Genomic DNA, 2,504 nt, shown 5'->3' on the forward strand with positions numbered 1-2,504 from the left:
GAGATGCGCAAGGGCCACGCCAAGCAGCGCGCCGCCCAGGCCCGCGCCCGCAAGGCCACCGGCCGCCCCGCCCCGCGCCGCGGCGGCCCGAAGGGCACGGCCGAGCTGGTCGTCGGCCGCAACCCGGTCTACGAGGCACTGCGCGAGGGCGTGCCCGCCACCACGCTGTACGTCCAGCAGTTCATCGACAACGACGACCGTGTGCGCGACGCCCTCAAGCTCGCCGCCGACCGCGGCGGCGTCAACCTGCTCGAGGCCCCCCGGGCCGAGCTGGACCGCATGACCAACAACCTCAACCACCAGGGCCTCGTCCTGCAGGTCCCGCCGTACGACTACGCGCACCCGGACGACCTCGTCGCGAACGCGCTGGACGACGGCGAGGACCCGCTGATCGTCGCCCTCGACGGGGTCACCGACCCGCGCAACCTGGGCGCCGTCGTCCGCTCCGTCTCCGCCTTCGGCGGCCACGGCGTCGTGGTGCCCGAGCGCCGCGCCGCGCACATGACCGCCGGTGCCTGGAAGACCTCGGCGGGCGCCGCGGCCCGCACCCCGGTCGCCCGCGCGACGAACCTGACGCGGGCGCTGGAGGCGTACCAGAAGGCCGGGCTCATGGTCGTCGGTCTCGCCGCGGACGGGGACACCGAGCTGCACGAGCTGGACGCGCTCGAAGGCCCGGTCGTGGTGGTCGTCGGCAGCGAGGGCAAGGGGCTCTCCCGGTTGGTCGGGGAGACCTGCGATCTGCGGGTGCGCATCCCGATGCCGGGTGGAACCGAGTCGCTGAACGCCGGTGTGGCGGCGGGCGTCGTGCTCTACGAGGCCTCGCGCCGCCGCGCGTGAGTCGCGCGCCTGGCGTGCCCCCTGCGCCTGGCGTGAGGTCCTCGCGCCGGTCGTGATGCCCCGCGCCGGGCGCGAGGTCACCCTCGGGCGCGGGGCGCGCACACCCGCGCACCCCCGGACGTGGTCGAACACCGGTCCGGTGCCCCGTCGCACGCTCGGGTCGTACGACGCGCCCGGGCCCCCCGGACGGCTCCGAGCCGCCCGAGTGAACGCGGACCGCGAAGGCTTGACCAAGCTTTGACGGGTCGCGGACAGATCGGCGCGGTCAAGGCAGTGTCTTAAAGGTCCGTCACTCGGTTAGATGAGTGTGGACACCAGAACACCCCGCACGCCCACCGGGGGACGCCCGGCCGGCTTCGCCGACGAGCAACCGGTGCTGAGTTCGGTCAAGGTGCCGAGCGACCCGGCTCAGGTGATCGTCAAGAACGTGAGCTTCCGGGTCAAGCTCGGTACGCCGCCGACCGGTGGTTCCTATGCCGGCGCCTCGGCGGGCGCGTTCGCCCCCCGGCAGGTCCGGCAGTCCCCGGCGGTGACGTCACCGCTGGCCGACACCACGCACGTCCCGTCCGTCCGTCCCAGCTCGCGGCGCACCCCGGTCGTGTGGAGCGGGCACGCCACACCGGGGGACGCGGCGGCCGGCCAGCTCCTCCAGGCGGTCCGGCACTCCACGACCCTGCCGGCCGGCGGCGCGGCGGCCGCCACCCAGGTGCTGCCCCGCGTCGCGCCGCAGCCGGAGAACGCGCCGACCGTCGTCACGCCCCGTGTACCGCAGCCCTCCGCGCCCCTGCTGGACGGCGTCCGGCCCGCCCGGGGCGCGTACGACGAACCCCGGCAGACCGGCCACGGCTCGGACGGCCACGGCGGCCACGACGGCTACGAGGACGACGGGTACGACCCGTACGACGAGCGTGACGACCGCGCCGTCGACGGCCGCGACGACCGGCCGGCCCGCGACGCCGTGCGGCACGCCTACTACCCGCACCGCCGCATGAACCTCGGCATCGTCCTGCTGCCGCTGCGGATCTTCCTCGGGTTCATCTCCCTCTACGCCGGGATGGGCAAGCTCACCGACCCCGTCTACTTCGACGGCGGCGAACGCGGCTCCATGGTCACCTGGCTCCAGGGCCTGGAACCGTGGGCCATCGCCTCCCCACTGCACTCCTTCGCGGTCGCCCACCCGGTGGGCGCGGGCCTGACCGTGGCGTTCCTCCAGGTCATCGTCGGCGTGCTGACCATCCTCGGGCTGTGGCAGCGGGTCGCCGCCGGCCTCGGCGCGCTGCTGTCCGCCGCCCTGCTCGTCACCGTCAGCTGGCGCATGGTCGCCGCCTACGACGCACCGGACATCATCTACCTGGCCGCCTGGTCCCCTCTGATCATCGCCGGCGCCCCCGTCTACTCACTCGACGCCCGACTCGCCGGCGAGGCCTGGCGCCGACTCGGCCCCCGCGTCTCCCTGTGGGACCTGCGGCGCCGGGTACTGCGCCGCGGCACCCTCCTCGTCACCCTGTTCGTCGGACTCGCCCTGCTGATCGGCTCCATGCTGGGCAGCGCCGTGCGGTCGGCGCAGGTCGCCACCGTGCCGGACTCCGTCGACAGCCCCCGCAACCACCTCCCCGGCACCCCGCTGCCGCAGGAGCAGACGGGAACCCCCGGCGAGGTCGCCACCC

2 protein-coding genes are annotated in these 2,504 nt (G+C 74.7%); both read left to right on the forward strand.

Annotated features, from left to right (window positions below; translation table 11 throughout):
• Positions 1–837, forward strand: an 837-nt coding sequence (rlmB, locus tag FNX44_RS26080) for a 23S rRNA (guanosine(2251)-2'-O)-methyltransferase RlmB (protein ID WP_143651436.1), incomplete at its 5' end; no start/stop codon positions are given.
• 301 nt (positions 838–1,138) lie between these two features.
• A partial coding sequence (locus tag FNX44_RS26085) for a DoxX family protein (RefSeq protein WP_143651437.1) occupies positions 1,139–2,504 on the forward strand: 1,366 nt, incomplete at its 3' end.

Source organism: Streptomyces alkaliterrae, from assembly GCF_007097205.2.
Classification (GTDB): domain Bacteria; phylum Actinomycetota; class Actinomycetes; order Streptomycetales; family Streptomycetaceae; genus Streptomyces; species Streptomyces alkaliterrae.